21 protein-coding genes are annotated in these 24,930 nt (G+C 54.3%); 11 read left to right on the forward strand and 10 right to left on the reverse strand.

Annotated features, from left to right (window positions below; translation table 11 throughout):
- Window positions 1–36: 36 nt before the first annotated feature.
- From CWS43_RS03455 to ppnP, 4 genes are all read left to right on the forward strand, one after another.
- A complete protein-coding gene (locus CWS43_RS03455) occupies window positions 37–1,614 on the forward strand; it encodes an OPT/YSL family transporter (protein ID WP_101075445.1) in 1,578 nt (525 codons plus the stop codon).
- 133 nt (window positions 1,615–1,747) lie between these two features.
- A complete protein-coding gene (locus CWS43_RS03460; RefSeq protein WP_101075446.1) occupies window positions 1,748–2,677 on the forward strand; it encodes a DUF1177 domain-containing protein in 930 nt (309 codons plus the stop codon).
- 5 nt (window positions 2,678–2,682) lie between these two features.
- Window positions 2,683–3,360 (forward strand): AroM family protein, encoded by a 678-nt coding sequence (locus CWS43_RS03465; protein WP_101075447.1) that lies wholly within the window; start codon window positions 2,683–2,685, stop codon window positions 3,358–3,360.
- 181 nt (window positions 3,361–3,541) lie between these two features.
- Window positions 3,542–3,832 (forward strand): pyrimidine/purine nucleoside phosphorylase, encoded by a 291-nt coding sequence (gene ppnP, locus CWS43_RS03470; protein ID WP_101075794.1) that lies wholly within the window; start codon window positions 3,542–3,544, stop codon window positions 3,830–3,832.
- 194 nt (window positions 3,833–4,026) lie between these two features.
- Here ppnP and rdgC read toward each other — a convergent pair whose 3' ends face one another.
- Window positions 4,027–4,941, reverse strand: coding sequence for a recombination-associated protein RdgC (gene rdgC / locus CWS43_RS03480; RefSeq protein WP_101075448.1), 915 nt, complete (start codon window positions 4,939–4,941; stop codon window positions 4,027–4,029).
- 209 nt (window positions 4,942–5,150) lie between these two features.
- Between rdgC and mak the strand changes: the two genes are divergently transcribed.
- On the forward strand, window positions 5,151–6,071 hold the full coding sequence (gene mak, locus CWS43_RS03485; protein WP_101075449.1) for a fructokinase: 921 nt from the start codon (window positions 5,151–5,153) through the stop codon (window positions 6,069–6,071).
- A 50-nt stretch (window positions 6,072–6,121) separates the two neighbouring features.
- Here the strand turns inward: mak and eat are convergent, their stop codons facing one another.
- Window positions 6,122–7,486, reverse strand: coding sequence for an ethanolamine permease (eat, locus tag CWS43_RS03490; RefSeq protein ID WP_101075450.1), 1,365 nt, complete (start codon window positions 7,484–7,486; stop codon window positions 6,122–6,124).
- Window positions 7,487–7,508: 22 nt separating this feature from the next.
- Window positions 7,509–8,822, reverse strand: a complete 1,314-nt coding sequence (locus tag CWS43_RS03495) for an aspartate aminotransferase family protein (protein WP_101075795.1) — start codon at window positions 8,820–8,822, stop codon at window positions 7,509–7,511.
- 276 nt (window positions 8,823–9,098) lie between these two features.
- Here CWS43_RS03495 and CWS43_RS03500 point away from each other — a divergent pair, with 276 nt between their 5' ends.
- Together CWS43_RS03500 and CWS43_RS03505 are read left to right on the forward strand one after the other, a co-directional pair.
- The gene (locus tag CWS43_RS03500; protein WP_101075451.1) at window positions 9,099–10,109 is read left to right on the forward strand and encodes a phosphotransferase enzyme family protein; all 1,011 of its coding nucleotides are present in this window, start codon (window positions 9,099–9,101) and stop codon (window positions 10,107–10,109) included.
- A gap of 166 nt (window positions 10,110–10,275) precedes the next feature.
- On the forward strand, window positions 10,276–11,361 hold the full coding sequence (locus tag CWS43_RS03505) for an AraC family transcriptional regulator (RefSeq protein ID WP_232776640.1): 1,086 nt from the start codon (window positions 10,276–10,278) through the stop codon (window positions 11,359–11,361).
- Here CWS43_RS03505 and CWS43_RS03510 read toward each other — a convergent pair.
- From CWS43_RS03510 to sbcD, 5 genes are all read right to left on the reverse strand, one after another.
- A complete protein-coding gene (locus CWS43_RS03510) occupies window positions 11,358–12,179 on the reverse strand; it encodes an ABC transporter ATP-binding protein (RefSeq protein ID WP_232776643.1) in 822 nt (273 codons plus the stop codon). The two genes, CWS43_RS03505 and CWS43_RS03510, sit on opposite strands and share 4 nt — an antisense overlap.
- Entirely contained in the window at window positions 12,176–12,940 is a 765-nt protein-coding gene (locus CWS43_RS03515) for an ABC transporter permease (RefSeq protein ID WP_101075452.1), read from the reverse strand. The genes CWS43_RS03510 and CWS43_RS03515 overlap by 4 nt, the downstream gene beginning before the upstream one ends.
- A gap of 11 nt (window positions 12,941–12,951) precedes the next feature.
- On the reverse strand, window positions 12,952–13,974 hold the full coding sequence (locus tag CWS43_RS03520) for an ABC transporter substrate-binding protein (protein WP_101075453.1): 1,023 nt from the start codon (window positions 13,972–13,974) through the stop codon (window positions 12,952–12,954).
- A gap of 228 nt (window positions 13,975–14,202) precedes the next feature.
- A complete protein-coding gene (gene sbcC / locus CWS43_RS03525; protein ID WP_101075454.1) occupies window positions 14,203–17,451 on the reverse strand; it encodes an exonuclease subunit SbcC in 3,249 nt (1,082 codons plus the stop codon).
- Complete coding sequence (sbcD, locus tag CWS43_RS03530) at window positions 17,448–18,686, reverse strand: exonuclease subunit SbcD (RefSeq protein WP_101075455.1); 1,239 nt, start codon at window positions 18,684–18,686, stop codon at window positions 17,448–17,450. Before sbcD ends, sbcC begins: the two co-directional genes overlap by 4 nt.
- Before the next feature lie 227 nt (window positions 18,687–18,913).
- On the opposite strand from sbcD, the gene phoB reads away from it, so the two are divergent.
- Entirely contained in the window at window positions 18,914–19,603 is a 690-nt protein-coding gene (gene phoB / locus CWS43_RS03535; protein ID WP_013576682.1) for a phosphate response regulator transcription factor PhoB, read from the forward strand.
- Window positions 19,604–19,625: 22 nt separating this feature from the next.
- A complete protein-coding gene (gene phoR, locus CWS43_RS03540; RefSeq protein WP_101075456.1) occupies window positions 19,626–20,945 on the forward strand; it encodes a phosphate regulon sensor histidine kinase PhoR in 1,320 nt (439 codons plus the stop codon).
- Between the two features lie 34 nt (window positions 20,946–20,979).
- On the opposite strand, the gene CWS43_RS03545 is transcribed toward phoR, so the two are convergent.
- Together CWS43_RS03545 and CWS43_RS03550 are read right to left on the reverse strand one after the other, a co-directional pair.
- Window positions 20,980–21,309, reverse strand: coding sequence for a DNA-binding transcriptional regulator (locus CWS43_RS03545; protein ID WP_101075457.1), 330 nt, complete (start codon window positions 21,307–21,309; stop codon window positions 20,980–20,982).
- Window positions 21,302–21,697, reverse strand: a complete 396-nt coding sequence (locus CWS43_RS03550) for a type II toxin-antitoxin system RelE/ParE family toxin (protein ID WP_101075458.1) — start codon at window positions 21,695–21,697, stop codon at window positions 21,302–21,304. The genes CWS43_RS03545 and CWS43_RS03550 overlap by 8 nt, the downstream gene beginning before the upstream one ends.
- Before the next feature lie 267 nt (window positions 21,698–21,964).
- Here CWS43_RS03550 and CWS43_RS03555 point away from each other — a divergent pair, with 267 nt between their 5' ends.
- Window positions 21,965–23,068, forward strand: coding sequence for a cobalamin-independent methionine synthase II family protein (locus CWS43_RS03555; RefSeq protein ID WP_101075459.1), 1,104 nt, complete (start codon window positions 21,965–21,967; stop codon window positions 23,066–23,068).
- Between the two features lie 447 nt (window positions 23,069–23,515).
- On the forward strand, window positions 23,516–24,835 hold the full coding sequence (brnQ, locus tag CWS43_RS03560) for a branched-chain amino acid transport system II carrier protein (protein ID WP_101075460.1): 1,320 nt from the start codon (window positions 23,516–23,518) through the stop codon (window positions 24,833–24,835).
- The last annotated feature ends 95 nt before the right edge of the window (window positions 24,836–24,930 follow it).

The following is a 24,930-nucleotide window of genomic DNA, read 5'->3' on the forward strand; positions in this document are numbered from 1 at the left end:
TGTTATGTGAAATACTTGCTCAACACCAGGGGCCTTATGTCAGATCAACCTGTTAAAGATAATAAGGAAAACCAGCTAAAGGATATTGGCACTCTCATCGTGATGATTTTGTTGTCTGTTTTGGGCGCAATCATCGGTGTTCAACTGATTACTACGTTAGGTGTGACGCCTAATACCTCTATTATCGGCGCGCTGTTTGCCATGCTGCTGGCGCGCATCCCGATGCAAGCTTTTCGACGCTATCGTTCTGTACATACACAGAATCTGGCGCAAACCGTGATTTCCTCCGCGACTTTCGGTGCGGCAAACAGCCTGCTGATGCCGATAGCAATCCCTTATGTCATGGGCCAGCCGCAACTGATCATGCCGATGTTTGCTGGCGTGGCAGTGGCGATGTTGCTGGATGCCTACCTGCTTTATCGTCTTTTCGATACCAAGGTGTTCCCTGCCAGTAATGCGTGGCCGCCGGGCGTGGCAGCAGCAGAGGCTATCAAAGCCGGTGATAACGGCGGGCGTCAGGCCTGGCTGCTGGTGGCCGGCGTCGTGGTCGGGCTGGCTGGCGCAATGCTCAAAATACCTATGGCGGCTTTCGGTACCGCGTTTATCGGCAATATCTGGGCGCTCAGTATGTTTGGCATCGGATTGCTGATCCGCGCTTATGCGCAGCCGGTGGCGGGGCTGGATCTCAATGCCCTGTATATCCCGCACGGCATGATGGTCGGTGCGGGTCTGGTTTCACTGGTACAGGTGATCCTGGTCGTCCGCAGTAAAAATGCTGACGCCAAAACGACCTTTACACAACCCGCGAAAGAAGTGCGTAAAGCGCTGGGGTTGGGGGCGTTCGGGTATATCGCGATTGCTGCGCTGCTGGCGCTGGCCGGTGGTTTGTACAGCGAAATGTCTGTTGGCATGCTGATCGCGTTCGTGATTTACGCCGCCTTTGCCGCATTCTTCCATGAGCTGATTGTCGGGATTGCCGCTATGCACTCCGGCTGGTTCCCTGCATTTGCCGTGGCGCTGATTACGCTGATTGTTGGCATTCTGATAGGTTTCCCGCCGCTGGCACTCTGCGTGCTGACCGGTTTTACCGCCGCGACGGGCCCGGCGTTTGCCGATATGGGTTTTGACCTGAAAGCCGGATTTATTCTCCGTGGCTATGGAAAAGATTTACAGGCTGAGCTGTATGGCCGCCGCATCCAGTTATTCGCCGCGTTGCTGGCCTTCATTATCGCCATTCCGGTGGTGTGGTACGCGCATTACGGCTATTTCTCTCAGGATTTGGTTCCGCCGGTGGCGCGCGTTTATGCCAAAACTATTCAGGCCGGTGCACAGCCGGGTATTGCCCACAGCCTGCTGATTTGGGCGATTCCGGGCGCGCTCATCCAGCTGATAGGCGGTCCTAAACGTCAGCTCGGCGTGCTGCTGGCGACCGGGCTTCTGATCAACAGCGTGATGGCGGGGTGGGCGGTCGTTTGCGGTATCGTGCTGCGCATTATCATTATTCGTATCTGGGGTGAAAAAGGGCGTACGCCAATGGAAGTGCTGGCGGCAGGTTTTATTGCCGGTGATGCACTTTACAGCTTCTTCACCTCGGTTTTCAGTACCAAAAAGTAAAGCGTTATTGCCAACACCAGGGCCGTTATCTGGCCAGCATTAAACACTGACTGTTCCGATGATGAACAGCGTTCGTGACCGTTTTGGCTTCTGCGCCTGTGCGCCGGTCACGAAGTTTTAAGAGGATTTTGTGATGAGTTTACAACAGACGTTAACAGTATTTGAACTGATGGATAGCGCACACGTCAGCGGTCAGGATGTTGTGGATTTATTCACCCGTTATCCGGGTATCATCGCCAGCACAAACCGTGCGGATGGCCCGAAAGGCGGCACGGATTTCGTCCGTATCACCGTGCCGGGCAGCAAAGGTAAAAGCAGCGGCGGTACCGCCCCGACGTTAGGCATTATTGGCCGTCTGGGCGGGATCGGTGCGCGCCCGACGCGCATTGGCCTGGTCTCCGACGCGGACGGTGCGATTGCTGCGGTAACCTGCGCGCTGAAGCTGGCGGACATGCAGCGTAAAGGTGATGCGCTGGAAGGCGATGTGATCATCACCACCCATATCTGCCCGAACGCGCCAACCCGCCCGCACGATCCGGTGGATTTCATGGATTCGCCGATCGACGACGTGACCATGAATGATAACGAAGTGGTCGACGGCGTTGATGCCATTCTTTCCATCGACACCACTAAAGGCAACCGCATTATCAATCACAAGGGTTACGCCATTTCGCCGACAGTGAAAGAGGGCTATATCCTGCGTGTATCCGAAGATCTGGTGCGCATTATGGAGATGACCAGCGGTAAACCTGCGGTCACTTTCCCGATAACCACCCAGGACATCACGCCTTACGGCAACGGCGTTCATCACCTCAACAGCATTTTGCAGCCGTCAACGGCGACCAGCGTTCCGGTGGTTGGCGTGGCGATCACGGCAGAATCTGTGGTGCCGGGCTGCGGCACCGGCGCGAGCCATGAAGTGGATATCGCTCTGGCGGCCAAATTTGCCGTAGAAGTCGCGAAAGAATTCGGGCGCGGTACGTGCCAGTTCTTTGATGCTGACGAATATCAACTCCTGTTGTCGCTGTACGGAAGCCTGCGCCACCTGCAAAACCGGAAGTAACCTTTATGACGACGACCTTTGCGACGTTAACCATTGGACAGGCGCCGCGCAGTGACATTATGCCGCTGCTGATGGCGTATCTGCCGGCCAAATCAGTCACCCATGTGGGCCTGCTGGACGGAATGAGCACGGAGCAAATTGAGCAGCGTTATGCGCCTGCGGAAGGCGATGCGGTACTGGTCACGCGTTTGCTGGACGGTTCGCAGGTCACCATGGCGGCGCATCGGGTCGAACGCGGATTACAGGAAAAAATCGACGTTCTGGAAGCGCTTGGTTGCATGACCATTTTGCTGTTGTGTACCGGCGAATTTAAAAATCTGCGGGCCCGCAATGCGCTGCTGCTCGAGCCGGACCGGATTATTCCGCCGTTAATTGGTGCAATTGTCGGCCAACACCGTGCCGGGATAGTCGTGCCAATCGAAGAGCAGATTGTGGAGCAGTCGAATAAATGGCGGAAGTTGTCCAAACCGCCTTGTTTTGCCGTGGCCAGCCCGTATATTTCCGATGATCAGACCATTATGGAAGCGGCAATGCGTCTGGCGCAGCAGGGTGCTGAAGTGGTGGTGCTCGACTGTATCGGTTACACGCGGCATCACGCTGAATTGTTGAAAAAGCATCTCAACATCCCGGTATTGCTCTCGAATGTGCTGATGGCAAAACTGGCGGCGGAGCTGGTTATCTGAGACGGGATTTTATGAGGCGAACAGTTGTCCACAATGGCACTGTGCGGCGATAAAATCAAATCAGCGACACCGCTTTGCGGGCGGTGTCGTCTGGTGCAGATAAAGCGGTAAAAATCAGTGACAGAATGAGGTTCCTGCCCCTAATATGGAGGCTCTGAAAATTATCGCAAAGGGCCAATCTATGTTGAAAAATAATGAGTATTTTGACGGGAAAGTTAAGTCGATTGGTTTTGACAGCGACAGTACGGGTTCAGCCAGTGTTGGCGTGATGGCCGTCGGCGAATACACTTTCGGCACCGCTAAGCCGGAAGAAATGACCGTCATCAGCGGCTCGCTGAAAGTGCTGATCCCGGGTTCTCCGGACTGGCAGGTCTTCAAGCCGGGCGAAACCTTCTACATTCCGGGTAAAAGTGAATTCAATTTGCAGGTCGGCGAAACCACGTCTTATCTCTGCAAATATCTGACCAAATAAATCATTCAGACACAGCACAAACAGAAAAGGCGCCAATGAGCGCCTTTTCTTATTTCATAACTCCGTATACCCAAAATCATTCGAGTTGCATCAAGGCGGCAACTGAGTGAATCCTCCGGGAGCATACATCAGTATGCTCCCGGAGTTCGCGAAGGCGGCCAACGCGGAGGCAGCTTGAAGGATGAAGGGTATAACTAGCGTTGGGCTTCGCCGCCCAGGGCCTCAATCAGGTTTTGAATCAGCGCCGCCAGTTCACCGGTCATCAGCACGAAATCCGCATCGAAACGTCCGGCGAAATCTTCGCGATCGATGTCTTCGTTCTGGTCACGGATCACGTCGCTGAATTTCAAACGTTTGATGCTGCCGTCGTCGGCCAGAACAACAGCAATGCGTTCCTGCCAGTCAACGGCCAGTTTGGTCACCAGTTTGCCATTCTCGATGTGCGTGGCGATTTCGTCGCTGACCAGCGCCTGTTTCTTACAGCGGATCACGCCGCCTTCTTCCAGAATCGCTTTCAGCTCGGCTTCATCCTGCAGGGCAAAACCGGCAGGCGTCTGGCCTGAACGGACCCATTCGGTCAGCGTCAGTTCAATCGGGCTTTCCATGGTTAACGGCACAACCGGCAGGGAACCCAGGCTTTTACGCAGCAGCGCCAGCATATCTTCCGCTTTTTTCGCGCTGGCGGCATCGACCATGATCAGGCCGTTAACGGTGTCAATCCACATAAACGTCTGGCTGAAACGGCTGAACGCGCGCGGCATCAGGCTGTGCAGCACTTCGTCTTTCAGGGAATCTTTTTCGGTTTTCTTCAGCTTACGGTGTTGCTCACCTTCAAGCTGATCAATCTTGGCCTGTAGCTCCTGTTTGATGACCGGAGAAGGCAGGATTTTTTCTTCTTTACGGGCGCAGATCAGGATCTGACCGCCGTTAACGTGAGTCAGCGCATCGCCACCGTGGGAACCCATCGGTGAAACCCAGCCGGTTTTCGCCATATCCTGGCTGCCGCACGGGGTAAAGGTGAAAGCGCTGAGCTGTTTTTCCATTTCGTCAGCAGATAACGAAACTTCACGGCTCAAACGGTATACCAACAAATTCTTAAACCATAACATGGCGTTATCCCTGTCCCGGCGCACTCGTGGTACGCTGATTAAATGAATGCAGGGCGGCATGATAACCAATTGAGCGCCGGTCGTCGTTAAGAAATCGCCGTGGCATGAAACATTGCATAACAGCTTATTCTGGTGACGACCGCACCGAGCTTCTAAACTGAATTAACCTCAAAATAACTGACCCTACCGGCAGAAACAGGAGAGAAAACGTGCGAATTGGCATTGATTTAGGCGGCACAAAAATAGAAGTCATCGCGTTATCCGACGAAGGGAAAGAACGTTTCCGCAAACGGGTGGATACGCCCAGAAATGATTACGAACGCACGCTGAAAGCGATTGAAGGTCTGGTGCTGGACGCCGAAAAAGCCACCGGCCAGCACGGCAGCGTCGGCCTTGGGATCCCCGGCACGCTTTCGCCGTTTACCGGCAAAGTGAAGAATTCAAACTCAATCTGGCTCAACGGACAGCAGCTGGATGAAGATCTGGCGCTGTTGTTAAAACGAGAAGTGCATATTGCCAACGACGCCAACTGCCTGGCGGTTTCCGAAGCGACCGACGGCGCAGGTGCCGGGCATCATACGGTGTTTGCGGTGATCATTGGCACCGGCTGTGGTTCCGGCGTTGCGCTCAACGGCGTGGCGCATGCGGGGGGAAACGGTAATGCCGGAGAGTGGGGGCACAACCCGTTACCTTGGCAGGATGAGGAAGAAATTCAGTTTGCGCGCGACGTACCGTGTTACTGCGGCAAATCCGGGTGCGTTGAGACGTTTGTTTCCGGCACGGGGTTTGCGGAAGATTATTTCCGGTTGTCAGGCCAGCGGCTGAAAGGCGCGGAGATTATTGAGCGGGTCGCGCTGGGCGATGAAACGGCGGAGCTGGCGCTGGGCCGCTATGAGCGTCGTCTGGCAAAAGCGCTGGCCAATGTGGTGAACATTCTGGATCCGGACGTTATCGTTTTTGGCGGCGGCATGAGCAATGTGGATCGTCTGTACCAGACCGTTCCCGTGCTGATCAAACAGTGGGTCTTTGGCGGCGAATGTGAAACGCCGATCCTTAAAGCGGTTCACGGAGATTCCAGCGGTGTTCGCGGTGCCGCCTGGCTGTGGCCGCAGTCGCGTTTCGCGCTCTGAGCTTTTGAGCAAAAGCATCAGGGGCGCAACCATGCGCCCCTGAATATCCGTTATTCCCCTTCGAGCATCAGATCCCTTGGCGCATTGCTGCGCTGCGTCTTGGTCGAAATAAAGTACAGATAACCGCAGGCCATAAACGCCACAAACACACCCGCGATCACCAGATTAAACCACACCATCGCCACCAGACAGACCGCGGCCAGCACCAGTGCAATACCCGGCACCAGCGGATAGCCCGGCGCGCGGAAACTGCGTTCCAGTTCCGGGGCGATTTTACGCAGGCGGAACAGGCTCAGCATACTCATCAGATACATCACAATCGCTCCGAATACCGCCATGGTGATCATCGCAGCGGTCAGCGACATTCCCTGCAAATTGATTAAACCATCGCTGAAAATTGCCGCGATGCCAATGGCGCCGCCGAGCAGAATGGCACGGTGCGGCGTCTGGAAACGGGACAGTTTTGCCAGTCCTGAAGGCAGGTATCCGGCTCGCGCCAGAGCGAAGAACTGCCGCGAATAGCCGAGGATGATACCGTGGAAGCTGGCTACCAGCCCAAACAGGCCAATCCACACCAGCATGTGCATCCAGCCAGAATGCTCGCCAACCACCATTTTCATGGCCTGTGGCAGCGGGTCATTGATGTTAGACAGTTTGCTCCACTCGCCTGCGCCGCCCGCCATCACCATCACGCCAATGGCCAGCACGACCAGGGTGAGAATGCCGCTGACATAAGCTTTCGGGATGGTGCGTTTCGGATCTTTAGCCTCTTCAGCCGCCATCGCCGCCCCTTCAATCGCGAGGAAGAACCAGATAGCAAAGGGGATTGCCGCGAAAATACCGGAGAATGCCGGGAAGCTGAAATGCGCGCTGCCTGCCCAGCCATTAAGCACGAAATTGCTGACGCTAAAGCCGGGTGCGACCACGCCCATAAACACCAGCAACTCCAGTACCGCCAGAACGGTCACCACCAGCTCAAACATCGCTGCCAGTTTTACGCCGAGGATATTCAGCACCATAAATACAACATAGGCACCGACAGCGGCGATTTTAGGATCCAGCGTGGGGAACTGCACGTTGAGATAGGCACCAATTGCCAGTGCAATCGCCGGAGGAGCAAACACAAACTCAATCAGCGTTGCCATACCGGCGATCAATCCACCGGTTTCACCATAGGCCCGGCGGCTGTAGGCAAACGGGCCGCCCGCATGAGGAATGGCCGTGGTCAGCTCGGTAAAACTGAAAATAAAGCAGGTATACATCGTGGCAACCAGCAGGGTTGTGACCAGAAAACCCAGCGTCCCCGCCACGCCCCAGCCATAACTCCAGCCAAAATACTCACCCGAAATGACCAGTCCGACGGCAATTGCCCATAAGTGCAGGGTGCCGAGCGTCGGTTTAAGTTGTGTTGTCATATTGCACTCCTGAAAGGGGGGATCAGAACATTTTGCTCAATACGCTTTCCAGCGCGTTCACCAGGATCTGGCTGTGTTCGGCGGTAAAGACCAGCGGCGGGCGGATCTTCAGAATGTTGGCATGCGGGCCGGAAGCGCCAATCAGCACGCCTTCTTCGCGCAATGCATTGACGACCGCCAGCGCGGTGACGGAATCCGGTGCGCCGTTTTCAGTCACGAAATCGACGCTGACGAATAACCCGGCCCCGCGCACGCTGCCAATCGCCGGGAAGCGCTGTGAAAGTGCGGTAATGCCGTCAAGGATGGCTTTCCCGGCCAGGCCGACGCTGGCGATCAGGTTTTCCTGTTCGATCACTTCCAGAACGGCCAGACCGACGGCGGAAGACACGGTATTGCCGCCAAAGGTATTGAAATAACTCGATTCACTGCCGAAACGTTCGAGAATGTGCGGCTGAATGGTAATACCTGCCATCGGATGCCCGTTGCCCATCGGCTTGCCGAGCGACACGATATCGGGCAGTACGCCGTGGCGCTGGAAGCCCCACATATGTTCACCGGAGCGGCCATAGCCCGGCTGCACTTCATCGGCGATATACAACGCGCCGGCTTCATGGATGACGTCGATAGCCTCTTTCAGGAAACCCGCCGGATCGAAGAACCCCCCGTCGCTGGTAAAGAAGGTGTCGATCATCAGCGCCGCAGGTTTGATGCCATGCCTGTCCATATCCGCCAGTGCGGCGCGGATATCGTTGGCAAAGCGTTTGCCGACTTGCGCCGGATCGGCAGGATTGTGGATGGGCGCAGGAATAACACGCGCGTCGCCGTTCACTTTGACGTAAGGCCCCATCGAAGCGGAAAGCCCTGCAATAGCCTTGGTCATACCGTGGTAGCTGAATTCGGTGACGATAACGCCGGTGCCGCCGGTAAAGTCTTCGGCAATACGTAAGGCCAAATCGTTAGATTCGCTGCCGGTGCAGGTAAACATGACCTGGCTGAGTTCAGCCGGCATGGTGCCGACCAGTTTTTCGGCAAAGTTCAGCACATTTTCATGCAGGTAACGCGTATGGGTATTCAGGGTTGAGGCCTGACGCACCAGCGCTTCCAGTACATGCGGGTGGCAATGGCCGACGGAAGGCACGTTGTTATAGACATCGAGATACCGGCGACCGTCGGCGTCATATACCCACACGCCTTCGCCGCGCACCAGATGCACCGGGTTTTTGTAGAACAGCTGGTAAGCCGGGCCTAACAAACGGCGGCGGCGTTCAATCATCGCCAGATTTTCGGCTGAAATATTCCCGCTGCTCGCGGCATCAAAGGCATTAGTTTTCAACATAATAGTCGTCTCCTGACGGGCGGTTTCAAAGTCACTGCCGGTGAGCAAAAAATGCCATTCCGGCTGAAAGTGATTTGATAATGCGCCGGGCAAAGCGGCAAAACTTGACCGCAGGACGGTGACCGCTGTGCGCTGCGGTCAATTTTTCGCTGCCGGCGTGCGCACTGTGTTTTGCGGTCAACATTTGCTGTCCTCAGGTCAAGCGACGAAAACGCCCCGCTTCCATTCTGAATACCAGCAATATCGATTCGATTAACCGGTACGGAGTGGGACCTGATGACTGCAAAACAATCTGACACGCTTGATGAATACAGCCTGAACCTGCTGGCGGCGGAAGCTTTGCGCCGTTATTCACCTGATTTACAAGGGCATCTTTCGCTGATCTGCCGTTCGGAAAACGCAACTTTCTTGCTGCGCTGCCCGAATGGCGAACGTTTTGCCCTGCGCGTTCATCGCGGGGATTACCATCAGCGTGATGAAATAGAGAGTGAACTGGCGTGGCTGGATGCGCTGCGTGACAGCGGTATTCAGGTGCCGGAGGCGGTAAAAGGGCTTGATGGCACCACGGTGCAAACCGTCGCCGTCAGCGAACGGGAAAGCCGCAATGTGGTGATTTTCCGCTGGATTGAAGGCGAGATGCCAACGACAGAGGTCGATCCCCGTGCCTTTGCCCAGCTTGGTGAAGTAACGGCCCGTTTGCATCAGCACAGCCGCAAATGGCAGAGCCCGGCAGGGTTTCGCCGTATTGTCTGGGACAGCGAAACGATGGTCGGCGCGCAAGGGCACTGGGGCCACTGGCAGGATGCGCCGGGCCTGACAACGGCGGGTTTTCCCCTGATTCAAGAGACGCTGGCGCACACGGGCAGCGTGCTGAAAAGTTACGGTAAAAGCGCACAGCGCTATGGTCTTATTCATGCGGATCTGCGGCTGACCAATTTGTTACTGCATAAAGGCGAAACGCGGGTGATCGATTTTGACGACTGCGGAATGGGCTGGTATCTCCACGATGCGGCGGCGGCAATCAGTTTTGTCGAGCATCATCCGCGGGCACAGGAGTGGATCCACCACTGGCTGGAGGGTTACGAGCGCGTGTGCCACCTCAGTGATGCCGATCTGGCGGTGATCCCGTCGCTGATTATCCAGAGGCGGATCCAATTGCTGGCCTGGCGCGGATCGCACGCGACAACCGAAATGGCACAGAGCCTCGGGGGGGAGTGGGAAAACGAAAGTCTGAGGTTGTGTCGTGAATATCTGGCACATGCACATCAGCCCTCAATGATGGGATGAAACTGCACGAAAAGTGGGCGCGGTGGCAGTGCGCCGGAGCAGGGAATGAAACAATGATGGATTTATATCGTTGTATTTCATCAAATTGTATCGCAGGGAAGCGAAGCCTGGCGCTGGTACGAAACTTGCAGTTGTCTTTTATCACAGACATAACGGGGCAAAGACGATGCAGACAGGCTTTTCTTCAGGCGCGGCCGGAGCCGTTTTCAACAATGCGTTGAATGCGCTGACGACCGGCAGTGACAGCAACCGTGGTGTTCTGGCTGCTGCGGCCAGCGGCCTGAGCGATTTTATTCAGGCCAAAGGTGCGGATGTCGATCGTGTGCTGGGTATTTGTCACATCAATCCGGAATTGCTGCAACAGCCAACACTGAGCCTCGGGCTGACCAATTATTGTCAGGTACTGGAAGAAGCGGCCGCGCAGTCAGGTTGTGATAACTTCGGTTTGCATTACGGAAAGCAGTTCAAACCGCAGTCATTAGGGTTGATTGGCTACATCGGATTATGTTCATCCTCGGTGGAAAGCGCATTGCAAAACGTGGTGAATGCGTTTCCATTCCATCAGCACAACACACTGACGCGGCTGGTGGATAAAGGGGATCATTACCGGTTTGATTATCAGGTGCGCCACGGCAGCATTTTGTGCAGAAGGCAGGATGCGGAGCTGACACTCGGAATGATCCTCAACTTACTGCGCCACGGGCTGGGGAAAAACTGGGCACCGCGCGAGGTGCATTTTGAGCATCCGCGCCCGCAGCAGTGGCATGAGCACTGCAAAGTGTTTGATGCGCCGGTCTATTTCGACCAGCCGTATAATTCGCTGCTGATCGTTAAACGTGATTTGCAGCGCGCGATGCCGGAGCGCGATCAGACGCTTTTGCTGGTCATGCAGGATGCGATCCGTCGTCTGAACGCCGATTCGCCTTCCCATCAGTCGGTGGTCGACAGCGCCCGCGCCCGCGTACGCCAGGTCTTATTGCGTGGTGAACCGGTGCTGGATGAAGTGGCGGATAAAATGGGCATGTCGCCGAGCTCGTTGCAGCGTCGCCTGCGCGAGCAAAATCTGACATTTACCCAGCTGGTTGATAAAGTCCGGTGTGAGCTGGCGACGCATTATCTGCAACAGCAACAACTGCCGATTTCCGAAATGGCGTTGCTGCTGGGGTATTCTGAAGTCAGCGCCTTTTCGCGAGCTTTCCGCCGGTGGTTTGGCGTCAGCCCGCGTCAGTGGCGGCAAACCGCCGTCAGCTAAAGCGCCATTTCCCGCTTAAATACCTCCAGCGTATGGGCTTTTACCCGGATAAACTCAGGGTGGCTCATGATTTCTGCCCCCCGCGGGCGCGGCAGGCTGAACGGAACAATTTCTGCGACCTGCGTCGGCCTCCGCGTCAGCAGCAAAATCTCATCAGCGAGAAATACCGCATCTTCCAGGTCATGTGACACAATCAGCATCGTCACGCCGGTCGCCAGCTGAACTTCCTGTAGCTTATCGCGAATAAACAGCGTCATTTCAAAATCCAGCGCAGAAAAAGGCTCGTCGAGGAACATCACTTCCGGGCGGGTCGCCAGCGCCCTCATGATGCATACGGTTTGTTGCTGGCCGCCGGAAAGTTCATACGGATAACGTTGCAGGTCGAAACGGATATCAAACATCTGCATCAGTTCATCGACACGCGCATTGACTTGCGCCTTGCTCATCCCGTGACGGACCAGCGGATAGGCGATATTGGAACGCGCACTCATCCACGGAAACAGCGCATCGCGGTAGTTCTGAAACACATAGCCGATGGTGGTGTCGGCCAGCGTTTTACCGTCAAACAAAATGTCGCCTTTATCCACCGGGATAAGCCCGGCAATCATGTTCATCAATGTTGATTTTCCGCAGCCGTTTGGGCCAAAGATCGACACGATTTTCCCGCGAGGCAAATCCAGATTCAGATCGGTATACAGCGGCTGGCCGGCAAACGCCTTGGTCAGCCCGCGGATCGTCACGTGAGTATCCGGGCGAGTGGCGTATTGTGGCAACTGCGGGCCTTTGTAATCAGGGTTGAGCGAAAGAGGTTGCGTCATGCTTTACGACTCCAGTGGACGGTTTTTTTCTCGATCAGCAAAAAGGCCAGATTCAGTAAATAGCCCAGTGCGCCGGTGATGAGTATTGAGGCGTACATGTCTTTGATATTGAAAACCTGCTGTGCATCAATGATCCGATGCCCCAGCCCGGTTTCTGAGCCGATAAACATTTCCGCGACGATCACGATGACGAGGGCTATCGATACGCCAGTACGCAAGCCGACGAACGTTTGCGCCAAACTTTCCATCAGCAGGATGTCTTTGAAAATATGCCAGCGGGAAATGCCCATGACTTTGGCGGCCATCAGGCGGGTTTGCCTGGCATTCATCACGCCATAAGCACTATTGAACAGGATCACCAGCACGGCAGCAAAGGCCGCAATGGCAATTTTATTGGCATCGGTGATGCCGAAAATCAGCATAAACAACGGGATCAGTGCCGATGACGGCGTTGACCGGAAGAAGTCGATCAAAAACTCCAGGCTCCGGTACACTTTCTCATTACTCCCCAGAATGACCCCCAGAGGTACGCCAATCACGGCGGCAAACGCGAATGAAACCAGCGTGCGGTACAGCGTGGCACCGATGTCGGTGCGCATGGATGCATCGAAAAACGACTGAAACAGGTAACCCAGTGTCTCAACGGGTGAGGGCAGCAGAACCGGATTCAACCATCTGGCACTGACTGCCAGTTGCCAGAATAAAAACAGCAACACCGGACCCACCAGCGGTAGCAACCTCGAAGACCAACGTGAAGTCATCATATTTCTCCTTATCCCTGATAAATCAGCGAAGCGACATCCACGGGTTTGCTGAAGATTTTTCTTTCTGTAAAGACGTCATAAAATTTCTGGAACCATTGCAGGTTGTCTCCTTTCAGGTCGGGATACATGACGAAGCCCGGCAGGGGCACTTCTTTCACCAGCGCAGGTTCAATGCTGGTGTAACCGGCGACATTTTTCCGCGCCTTATCGGGCTGCGAGGCGATGAAATCCACGGCTTTCTGGTAGGCGGCGATAAACTTCCTGGTTTCATCCGGCTTGCTGGCGATAAAACGGGTGTTCAGCGCTGCGGCACCGCCAAACCACGGCGCATCGGCATTGCCCAGCACGTATTTGGAAATGACGCCGGTTTCCAGCGTACGGGACAGGTTTTTCATGCGCCCGACGGTTCCGGTTGGCTCAAGCGTATAGACGCCGTCAATTTGCCCGGCAGCCAGCGCGGGGGCATGCTGGCCGACCGGCAATTCGATCACCGAAGGGTTGGTAAAACCGTTTTTCTCCAGAATGATTTTCGCCATTGTGACGTTCTGAATTCCCGGCCCGCAGGCGATTTTCTTGCCCTTCAGGTCGCCGATCGTTTTTGCCGTGCTGTTGAGCGGAACCAGGAATTCATCTAACACCAGCGTATGGTTTGACGGGTTAGAGCAGATGATTTTAAACAGATCGGGTGAAGTGATAGCACCGAGGCCAAGTGCGCCGGTGGCCGTGCCGTTGGCGCAACCGTGGATCCTGCCGGTGATCATCCCTTCGACAATTTGCTGAGCACTGGCGAACTTAACACCTTTAACATTGAGGCCTGCTTCTTTAAAAAATCCCTGTTCCAGCGCGACATATAAAGGCAGTCCTCCCACAATCGGCCAGTAACCAATGCGAATTTCGTCATCGTCGGCAGCAAAAACTGACGTGGGGATCATACCGCCCAGCGTTGATACTCCGCCGGTGATGGCGAGCCATTTCATCAGCTGGCGGCGTTTTTTGTCGACCGGAAGAATTTCAGATTTGATGTTTTTCATCGGCGGTTCCCTTAGCTGTTATGAAGGCGTTGCAACTTGTACTGCAACTTGTATACATAACGTTAAGCACAGGGCGTGCCAGTTCGGCCTTGCGGTGTAAAAACAGGGAATTCAGCAGGTTGTGAAAAGGTGGCGCACCGCACTGGTGCGATTTTCGCACGGAAGGTCACAGAAAGGATCCACTACAGAGCATATCGCTAGCAATTTCACTAGCGATATGCCGGGGTATCAGACTTTAAATTCGTTGCTCAAACGGCTGACGCCCAGCCCGTTAACCTTGGTGACTTTGATTTGCACTGGGATGCGGTCTTTCATCGCTTCAACGTGGCTGATAACGCCAATGGTTTTACCGGAAGCGTTCAGGCTGTCGAGTGCGTCCAGCGCGGTGTCCAGCGTGTCGGCGTCGAGCGTGCCAAAACCTTCGTCGAGGAACAGCGAATCGATACGGGTTTTATCGCTTACCAGATCCGATAACGCCAGCGCCAGCGCCAGGCTGACCAGGAAACTCTCGCCGCCGGATAACGTGCGGGTATCACGTACGGCGTCGGCCTGCCAGGTATCGACAACCTGCAATTCCAGCGCGTCGCTGGTTTTGCGCTGCAACAGATAACGGCCATGCAGTTTTTCCAGCTGGCGGTTCGCCAGATACACCAGATGATCCAGCGTCAGTCCCTGCGCGAACTTACGGAATTTCGCGCCATCGCTGGAGCCAATCATCTGATTGAGATATCCCCAGTCATCGCAGGTCAGCTGTGCCTGCGCAATCTGCGCGATCAACTGCTGCTGGCTGCCGCTGCGTTCCTTGTCGGATTTAAGCTGATTACTCACTTCGCCGGTGCGCTGTTGTAACGCTTTCAGGCTTTGTGACAGCGATTCCTGCTCTGCCATCAGCGCCGTGAGATCGCTTTCGTTTTCACTCAGATGCGCGGGGCGTGCGAGCCGCTGTTTCTCCAGTGTCTCTTTCGCGTCGCTTAGCAGCGCCTGAGCCTGCGCCAGCTGTTTCTGCAACTGGTCTTTACGCTGCCGGAGTTGCTGGCGTAATGCGTCGTCGAGCAGGGCGAGTTTCACCGCCTCTTTATCCGCAAACTCGCTGGCGGCCAGCGCCTGTTGCCAGTCTGTTTGTGCCTGATGCAGACGCGCCGTAGCCTGCTGATGTTGCAGTTGCGTGCTGGCAAGCTGACCGGCCAGTTTGTCGCGAAGTTCCTGCGCCCGGTGCAGGGCCGTCTCGGCTTCGCTGACGGCTTTTTCGGCGGCCTGTTGTTGCAGATGTAAGTGCTCGCGAACCTGCGTAACCTGACGGTCGCCGAAGAGTTCTGTACGCTGCGCCGTCAGTTCCTTCAGCGTTTTCTCGCCATCCGCATACTGGGTTTGCAGACGTTCAAGCTGTTCCTGATATTTCGCCAGGTTTTGCTGCGTCAGCGTAAAACGCTCCGCCAGCAATGCGCTTTGCTGCTGGACTTTTTGTTGCTCGCTGACGGCTTCGCTGAGGGCGTCTTTCGCCTGTTGCAGCGTGCGCGCCAACTGTTCATGCTGGCGGATGGCCTCCTGCGTTTGCTGTTCTTCCTGATCGCACGACGCCAGCCATTGGTGAATGTCCGGCGCATCCATCAGCGTGAAGGTCAGACCATGCGGAGCGCTGATTTTCTGCCAGTTTTCGAGATGCGCGTTCAGTTGCTGCTGATCTTGCTCAAGCTGCGTTTGCAGGCGCGTTTGCTGTTCTTTCAGGCTTTTAATTTTCGCTGCCAGTTCGATTCCGCTGGCTTTCGCTGCATCAAATTCCAGCTGCATTTTCTCAACACGCTGCGCCGTTTCAGACGGTTTGATCTCCTGATAACTTTCAATCGCCGGATGTGAGGTGGAGCCGCACAGCGGGCAGGCCTGACCGCTTTGCAGATTCGCGCGTTCTGCCGTCAGGCTGACGATCAGTTCCTCGTTTTTCAGCCGCGCTTTGACATCATTCAGATGCTCGAGCTGTTTCTGGCATTGCAGACGGATTGCGCTAAGGCGTTGTTCTTCCTCTGCGATCGCCGTCTGATTCTGCACAAAATCCTGATGCTGCTGACGGACACGCGAGTCGAGCTGAGGGAAAATTTGTGCGAGTGAAAACAGCTGCTGACGCACCGGACGCAGCTGCGCCAGTTCAGATTGCCGTTTCTGCAAGGCAGCCAGCGGATGCTGTTTTTCCAGCCCGGCCTGATTTTGTTGCTGAACCTGAAGCGCAGCGGTCAGCGTGGTGTGTTTCGCCTGATGCTGCTGACCCTGGGCCTCCAGTGTCTGACGTTCTTCGGTGATTTTCCCCAGCGTCGAGTTGTGCTCGCTGACTTGTTTCTGCACTTCACTGACGGCTTGCTGCGTGTCAGCCAGCGATTTGCGCCACTGAGCAATCTCGTTATCCAGTGGAAGAACTTTTTCGTCCATCAGCGTCTGAAGCTGGCGCTGCTCTTCGGCCTGTTTCTGACGTGCGACTTTCGCCTGCTCCAGCACCAAAGCCAGTGGCGTCATCTGCGCTGCCTGTTGTTCCTGTTGCTGAACCAGCTGGTCGAGAAGTTGTTGAAGATCAAACGCTTCTTTCTGGCAGCGCTGGCGATCGTTAAGCAGAGGGCGTAGTTTTTCAGCCGGTTCGCTGCGCGCCAGCTGTTGCAACTGCGGCGCTGCGGCGAGGTTTTCCTGCTCAGCCGCCGTCACCTGCTGCTGAGATTGCTGGTGTTTTTGCTGCACCTGTTGCCATTGTTGCAGCCAGTTCAGATCCTGCTGGCATTGCAGCGCCTGCTGGCTGAGGATAATTTCCTGCGCGTTCAGCGCGGCCAGTTCCGTTTCGAACGCCTGACGCTGTTCTTCGCTGAGCAACTCGATACCGGCCATCCGCTGATACAAGCCGTCGAGCTGATTTTTGGCTTCTTTATGTTGCTCAAACACGCGCTCAGATAATTGCCCGTAGATTTCGGTGCCGGTGAGTTCTTCGAGTAATTCCGCGCGGTCGTTGGCGTCGGCATTCAGGAATGCGGCAAACTGACCTTGTGAGAGCATCATTGATTTGGTGAAACGGCCAAAATCCAGCCCGGTCAGTTCGGCGATGGCATCGAGTTTATCGCGCACTTTGTCGGCCAGAATTTTGCCATCGGCCAGCAGCGCCAGTTCCACTTTGGGCGCCTGTAAATTGCCGTCCGGCGAGTTTTTAGCACGGCGCTGGCTCCAGAACGCGCGGTAGCCAATGCCTTTGACTTCAAATTCGACTTCCGCCAGCGATTCGGAGGTGTGTCGCGTCATCAGCTCATTCTGGCTCGGCGTGACGTTCAGGCGCGGCGTCTGGTGATACAGCGCCAGACAGATGGCGTCGAGCAGGGTGGTTTTCCCCGCGCCGGTCGGGCCGGTGATAGCGAATAATCCGTTACTGGCAAAAGGCTCTGCGGTGAAGTCGATTTTCCATTCGCCTTCCAGCGAGTTCAGGTTTTTTAAACGCAGACTGAGAATTTTCATTGTGCGGCATCCTCTGCGGACTCGCCGCTGGTGACCTGGCTGACGACCTGAGCGAACAGTGTGCGCATCCGCGCCTGACGCGGTTCGTCGGGGTCGGTTTCCTGCGCCAGCCGCCGCTCGAACACTTCGCTGACACTCAGCTCGCTGAGCGTTTCTTTTTCCTGTTGTTCGATGCTGCTGATGCGCTGTTCTTTACTGCGGCGCAGCAGAACCACCTCCACCGGAAAATCTGCGGTCAGCGTCTGAATACGCCGCTGGATATCACTGAGATAGTCCTGCGTGGCGACTTCGATATCCAGCCAGACCGGTTTACCGGCATCGCCGTCAGCAAACTGCGTCAGTTGTTTTTCGATGTCTGCGAGCGAACCTTTAATGATCTGCATCGGCTGGAAAACGGGGATTTCCAGCGTATCGATGCTGTTAAGTTTATCGCCTTCGAAATCAAGCAGGTAAACGCTTTTGGCTTTGCTGAGTTCATCGAAGCTCAGCGCAATCGGTGAACCGCTGTAACGGATATGTTCAGTTTTTGCGACGCACTGTGCGCGGTGAATATGTCCGAGCGCCACGTAATCTACCGGCGGAAAAGCCTGCGCAGGGAAGGCGTCGAGCGTGCCTATATAGATGTCGCGCACGGAGTCAGACGTACTGACGCCGACGGTGGTCAGATGGCCGGTGGCGATAATGGGCAGTGGCACGCCAATCTCCTGACGTTTCGCCTGTGCAGCCTGATACAGCGCGTCATAATGCGCCGCAATTGCTTCCTGCAGGGCGAGCTGTTTGTCGCTGCCGGACTGCCCGGCCTGGCTGGCCAGCAAATCGCGCGGACGCAAAAACGGAATGGCGCACAATACCGCGCCGGGCTGGCCATCGCGGGTATTCAGCACCAAAACCTGTTCATCCAGATTTTCGCCCACGGTGGCGATCACCCGCGTATTCAGGCACGAAAGCAGTTCGCGGGATTCATTGAGCGTGGCGACGGAATCGTGATTTCCGGCCAACACCACCAGCTGACAGCCGGTTTGTTGCAGTTCGACGACGAAGCGGTTATACAATTCACGGGCATAGCTGGGCGGTGAACCGGTGTCGAAGATGTCCCCCGCGACGATCACTGCGTCCACCTGATATTGCTGCACCTGACCGGTCAGCCAGCGCAAAAATGCCTGATGTTCAGCGGCGCGGCTTTTGGTAAAAAAGTACTGGCCGAGATGCCAGTCAGAGGTGTGGATCAGGCGCATGGGACTCCCGTGTGAACCTTGTGTGACGACGATGAGGCAGAGTATAAACGTCGGCAGGGGAAGCTGTCCCCGATAAATCAGACCAATTTCAGGCAGATGACAGGAATTCCTCTGTCATATTTCCCTTAAATGAACCATCATTTCTATTCATAAATCTGTCACAAAACTGACGCATAATGGCGCCCGCAATCAAATAAAAGATCGCTAACCTTTTGGCAGGACCTACGATGGCAAGACGTATACTGGTGGTTGAAGACGAAGCTCCAATCCGTGAAATGGTGTGTTTTGTACTGGAACAGAATGGATATCAGGCAGTAGAAGCTGAAGATTTTGACTCAGCAATCGGGCAGTTGGTCGAACCTTATCCTGAACTGATCCTGCTTGACTGGATGTTACCTGGTGGTTCCGGTATTCAGTTTATTAAGCACCTTAAACGTGAAGCCCTCACCCGCGAAATTCCGGTGATGATGCTGACCGCCCGCGGTGAAGAAGAAGATCGGGTGCGCGGCCTGGAAGTGGGCGCCGATGATTACATTACCAAACCGTTTTCTCCAAAAGAACTGGTTGCCCGTATTAAAGCCGTGATGCGCCGTATTTCGCCAATGGCGGTGGAAGAAGTGATCGACATGCAGGGGCTGAGCCTGGATCCGTCGTCTCATCGCGTGATGGCAAACGAGCAGGCGCTCGATATGGGGCCGACAGAATTTAAGTTGTTACACTTCTTTATGACCCACTCAGAACGCGTTTATAGCAGGGAACAGTTGCTCAATAACGTCTGGGGCACTAACGTTTATGTGGAAGATCGCACGGTTGACGTGCATATTCGTCGTTTACGTAAGGCGCTGGAAACCAGTGGACATGACAGAATGATTCAAACTGTTCGTGGAACCGGATACCGTTTTTCAACGCGTTATTGAGTCCCCACAGCGGAGAATCTGTGTGCTAGAACGTTTGTCATGGAAACGATTGGCGGGTGAATTTTTCCTCTTTTGCCTGCCAGCGTTAATCCTCGGTATATTTGTCGGCCATTTCGGCTGGCTCCTCTTTGTGTCGCTGGTTGCGGCACTGGGCTGGAATTATTATAACCAGCTCAAACTTTCTCACTGGCTGTGGCTCGACCGCAGCATTACCCCCCCCAATGGCCGCTGGAGCTGGGAGCCACTGTTCTACGGGCTGAACCAGATGCAGATGCGTAATCGTCGCCGCCGGCGTGAACTGGGCCAGTTGATCAAACGTTTTCGCAGCGGGGCAGAATCGTTGCCCGATGCCGTGGTACTGGCAACAGAAGAAGGCAATATTTTCTGGTGTAACGGCCTGGCACAGGATTTACTGGGATTTCGCTGGCCGGAAGATAACGGACAACACATCTTTAACCTGCTGCGTTACCCGGAATTCCGCACCTGGATCCAGACGCGTGATTTCAGCCGCGCACTGAACCTGCAGCTTAATAATGAGCATTATGTTGAGTTTCGCGTGATGCCCTATTCCGAAGGTCAATTGCTGATGGTGGCGCGTGACGTCACACAAATGCGTCAGCTCGAAGGCGCGCGACGTAACTTCTTTGCCAACGTTAGCCATGAACTGCGCACGCCGCTGACGGTGTTGCAGGGTTATCTGGAAATGATGGAAGACGCTAAACTGGAAGAGCCGTTCCGCACCAAAGCGCTGGATACGATGCAGGAACAGACGCGGCGCATGGACGGGCTGGTGAAGCAGCTTCTGACCCTGTCGAAAATCGAAGCATCCGCCAATATTGATATGCACGAGAAGGTCGATATTCCGGTAATGCTTGGCATGCTGGAACGTGAAGTACAGACATTAAGTAATGGTCGCCACGAAGTGGTCTTTCGCGTAAATGAAAAGCTGAAAGTTTTCGGCAATGAAGATCAGTTACGCAGTGCCGTATCGAATCTGGTGTATAACGCAGTGAACCATACGCCGACAGGAACCCGTATTGAAGTCAGCTGGCAGCAGACCCCTCACGGAGCGCAGTTCCAGATAAGCGACAACGGGCCGGGCATTGCGCCTCAGCATTTACCGCGCCTGACTGAACGTTTTTACCGTGTGGATAAAGCACGTTCACGCCAGACCGGCGGTAGCGGGCTGGGGCTGGCTATCGTCAAACATGCCCTGAGTCACCACAATACGAAGCTCGAAGTCATGAGCGAAGTCGGCGTCGGCACCCGGTTTATGTTTACGCTGGCACCGAAACTGATCGTTCCTCAGGAACAATCAAGCACAAGCCCGGTAAAAGGATAAAAAAGATGCCACAGTGAATCGCTGTGGCTTCTTTCTAGCAGATGACTTGCAGACCTTTTTCTTCAATTAACATCAGTAAGATCAGCGCAGCACCCGTCGGTTTTGTTTCGTCACGCTCCCACTTTTGAATGCTGTTGGCGGACATATTAATAAGTCTGGCTAGAACTCCCTGACTGATCTTTTCTTTCTCCCGCAGCGCGCGGATACGCTGGGCGGAGCTTTCTGCAAAAGCCTTAAGTTTTTCTTCCTGAATAGCTTCATCAACAATTTTGTTTATTTCGCGCATGGTTGTTTGCGAAACAGTTCCAGATTCATGGAATTGTTGCGCAATACGTTGTGCTTTAAGAAGAAGTTCATCAGCCATGTGGTTTTACCTCGGTGATCAGACCCAAACTTAAGTCTTTATTTAGCTGCGTATCAGGTATATCCAAAAGTACCTGAGCAAGCGATTTAAATATCTTTAATGCTCCCGGTGATATTTCTGGCCCGGACTTATGGACATTTTTCTTCTCCCATCCGGCCATGAAGAAGATTTTCTCTTCAAAGCGAAAGGCAATAACCGCACGCCCAAATCCTGACTTCGATCTGCCTGATGGGGCAATTCTTTTTTTAAAAACATTGCCGGATAAATCTGCATCGTAAAGCCCGTTCGCCAATTCATTTGCCGACTTAACCACGTCTTTTTCTGACAATTTGCTCGCTTTCATAAAGTCATGAAAGTCTTCCGTAACGAAAATACGTAAACAGACCATGTAATCATCCCTAGGAAAAACAACTATAGTATATATTACCATAGTTAGCAACTGACTAAATATTGTCCGGCGTCATGAAAATTCCAAACGTGATCATGAATTTATTTCACGTCCCATGAAAATTCCTCTGTTGTAGGTGAACAGGCTGCATGACAGTATGGCCTTAAAGCCGTTTAGACATCCAGATGTCTATAAATAACGCAACGTAATTATTTACTTTGTAAATCATTCGCATTCCGCCAGGGCGTGATGCCATAAGGAGTTTTCATGCAACGTACAACCCCTCCGTTCCGCGCTGACGTCGTTGGTAGTTTCCTGCGTCCGGCCGCAATTAAAGAAGCCCGTAAACAGTTTCAGGCCGGTGAAATTGATGCGGTGCAGCTGCGTGCGGTGGAAGACACTGAAATCCGCCGTGTGGTGGATTTGCAACGTGAAGCGGGTTTACAGGTGGTCACTGACGGTGAATTCCGCCGCGCATGGTGGCACTTTGACTTTTTCGAAGGCCTGGAAGGTGTGGAAGGTTATGAAGCCGTTCAGGGAATTCAGTTTAACGGCGTACAGACGAAAGCGCGCAGTATCAAAGTGGTGAGCAAACTCGGTTTTGGTTCGCACCCGATGCTGGAAGATTTCCGTTTTCTGAAAAGCATCAGCGGAACGGCTGTGCCGAAAATGACTATTCCGAGCCCGAGCGTGATGCATTTCCGCGGTGGCCGTAACGCCATCAGCAAAGAGGTTTACCCTGATCTGAAAGATTATTTTGACGATCTGGCACAGGTTTACCGGGACGCGATCAAAGCCTTTTACGATGCCGGCTGTCGTTATCTGCAACTCGACGATACCGTCTGGGCGTATCTGTGTTCTGAAGATCAGAAGAAACAAATCCGCGAACGTGGCGACTCTCCGGAAGCGTTAGCGCGCACTTACGCTGATGTGCTGAACAAAGCGATTGCCGGCAAACCGGACGATCTGGTGATTGGCCTGCATGTTTGCCGTGGTAACTTCCGTTCTACCTGGATTTCTGAAGGTGGCTATGAGCCGGTGGCAGAGATTCTGTTTGGCGGAGTGAACATCGACGCTTTCTTCCTGGAATATGACAATGAGCGCTCTGGTGGTTTTGAGCCCCTGCGCTTCATTAAAAAAGGCCATCAGCAGGCGGTTCTGGGGTTGATCACCACTAAATCCGGTGAGCTGGAACTGGCGAAGACTGTAGAAGCACGTCTGGCTGAGGCGGCTCAGTACCTGGATATCGACCAGATCTGCCTGAGCCCGCAATGTGGCTTCGCTTCAACAGAAGAGGGCAACAGCCTGACCGAAGCGCAGCAGTGGGAAAAACTGAAACTGGTCGTGGATATCGCGGCCCGCGTCTGGTAAATCCGAAAATAGGCTAGATTTTGGCCTCATAAAAATGCTGAGTGTTGTGCGTGAAATGACCATTGAATGGTGATTTCACGCATTTTTGATCTCATCGGAGCATATCTTGTGCTTTGTTCGTTCAAAAATCATACATATCATATTGCGTGTTTCATGATGTATTTAGTGATTATTACTGCTTTGGAAGATTAATCTGGTTGAACACTCTGCTTTTTGGATCTCAGCTTGCCTTTCTGCGCTATAAACGTTTACCTTAAGCCCCGCTGTCGCTCGATTCCTGCTGAATAACAACGTAATCATCTGCAAACCATCAGGCATTCTTAGCTCACTCCGATCCTCACATTGGTGCTCTCTGGCTTATGACAACGCCATTCATCCTTCTGACGGCGTGGTGCAACGACAGCAGCGGACACTTTATTCATTTGAACAGGCAACACGACACCAATCATGAGTACTCGTTTAACAAATAAAGATATTCTGGCGCTGGGTTTCATGACCTTCGCCTTATTCGTCGGGGCAGGAAATATCATTTTCCCGCCGATGGTTGGCTTGCAGGCCGGTCATGAAGTCTGGTGGGCAGCTGCCGGGTTTATGATCACGGCGGTAGGGCTTCCCGTGATGACCGTGATTGCGCTTGCGCGCGTCGGTGGCGGTGTTGACGCCCTGAGTACGCCAATTGGTCGTGGTGCCGGTATTCTTCTGGCGACCGTATGTTATCTGGCTGTGGGCCCGCTGTTTGCCACACCGCGTACGGCAACGGTTTCCTTTGAAGTAGGTATCGCGCCGATGACCGGTGACGGCCCGCTGCCTTTACTGATTTATAGCGTGATTTATTTTGCGCTGGTGATTGGTATCTCCCTGTATCCGGGCCGTCTGCTCGATACCGTCGGGCATTTCCTCGCGCCGCTGAAAATGGTTGCGCTCGGTGCACTGGGTATCGCGGCACTCCTGTGGCCTGCCGGTCAGCCAATGCCTGCGGTTGACGCTTACCAGACGGTGCCGTTCTCCAGCGGTTTTGTTAACGGCTATCTGACCATGGACACGTTGGGCGCGCTGGTCTTCGGGATTGTTATCGTCAACGCAGCACGTTCCCGCGGCGTGACCGATGCCAAACTGCTGACCCGTTATACGGTTCTGGCGGGTCTGATTGCCGGTCTGGGCCTGATGCTGGTCTACCTGAGCCTGTTCAAACTCGGTGAAAACAGCGCCTCGCTGGTGCCAAATGCAACAAACGGCGCGGTGATCCTGCATGCTTACGTGGCACATACTTTCGGTGGCGTGGGCAGTTTCTTCCTTGGCGCGCTGATTTTCATCGCCTGTATGGTCACTGCGGTTGGCCTGACCTGCGCCTGTGCTGAGTTCTTCGCTCAGTATCTGCCGCTGTCGTATAAAACGCTGGTCTTCATTCTGGGTCTGTTCTCTATGCTGGTGTCCAACCTGGGCCTGAGCCATCTGATTCAGATTTCCGTACCGGTGCTGACTGCGATTTATCCGCCGTGTATTGCGCTGGTTGTTCTCAGCTTCACCCTGCGCTGGTGGAACAGCACCACGCGTATCGTCGCGCCGGTGATGGTGGTCAGCCTGGTCTTTGGTATTGTTGACGGTATCAAAGCCTCTGCTTTTGCAGGCCTGATGCCCGCCTGGACTGAGAACCTGCCGCTGGCGGCGCAAGGTCTGGCCTGGTTACCACCGTCATTATTAATGCTGGTGCTGGCCGGTATTTATGACAAAATCAGCGGTCCGCGTAGCGTCACTGCGCACCAATGATCATTTGGTGAATGTTCAACGGCATAAAATATAATTAGTCTGCTGAATGTTTCGCCAATCAGGCCACGGAGAATCTTCCGTGGCTTTTTCATTGG

The sequence above is a fragment of the Rahnella sp. AA genome (assembly GCF_002834385.1).
Lineage (GTDB): Bacteria > Pseudomonadota > Gammaproteobacteria > Enterobacterales > Enterobacteriaceae > Rahnella.